This is a genomic window from Parvimonas sp. D9 (genome assembly GCF_035282565.1).
GTDB lineage: Bacteria > Bacillota > Clostridia > Tissierellales > Peptoniphilaceae > Parvimonas > Parvimonas micra.
Window position 1 is genome coordinate 1 of sequence record NZ_JAYKBM010000197.1, and the last position, 257, is coordinate 257.

The window sequence follows — 257 nt, forward strand, 5'->3', positions numbered from 1 at the left end:
TTTAATATGTTTATTTGTATAAAGTGTTTCTGAAACCAGATTGAGGTCTCGCATATCAACAATAATCACTTCAATGCCGGTAGCAGCCAATACCCTGGTCATCAATTCCTGTGTACCCCCATAGAGTGAATAATGCGATAGGATGGCATCACCTGTTTTTAGGTTACTCAGGAAAAGGGTAGTCATAGCTGCTTGTCCACTGGCATGTAATAAAGCTTTTAATTGTAATGGCTCACCTGTTTCATCTTTTAATCCAA

1 protein-coding gene is annotated in these 257 nt (G+C 38.5%); it reads right to left on the reverse strand.

The window, feature by feature from the left end:
* Positions 1-257: PLP-dependent transferase (locus VJI94_RS08540; protein WP_324009057.1), on the reverse strand; the 257-nt coding region annotated here is incomplete at both ends.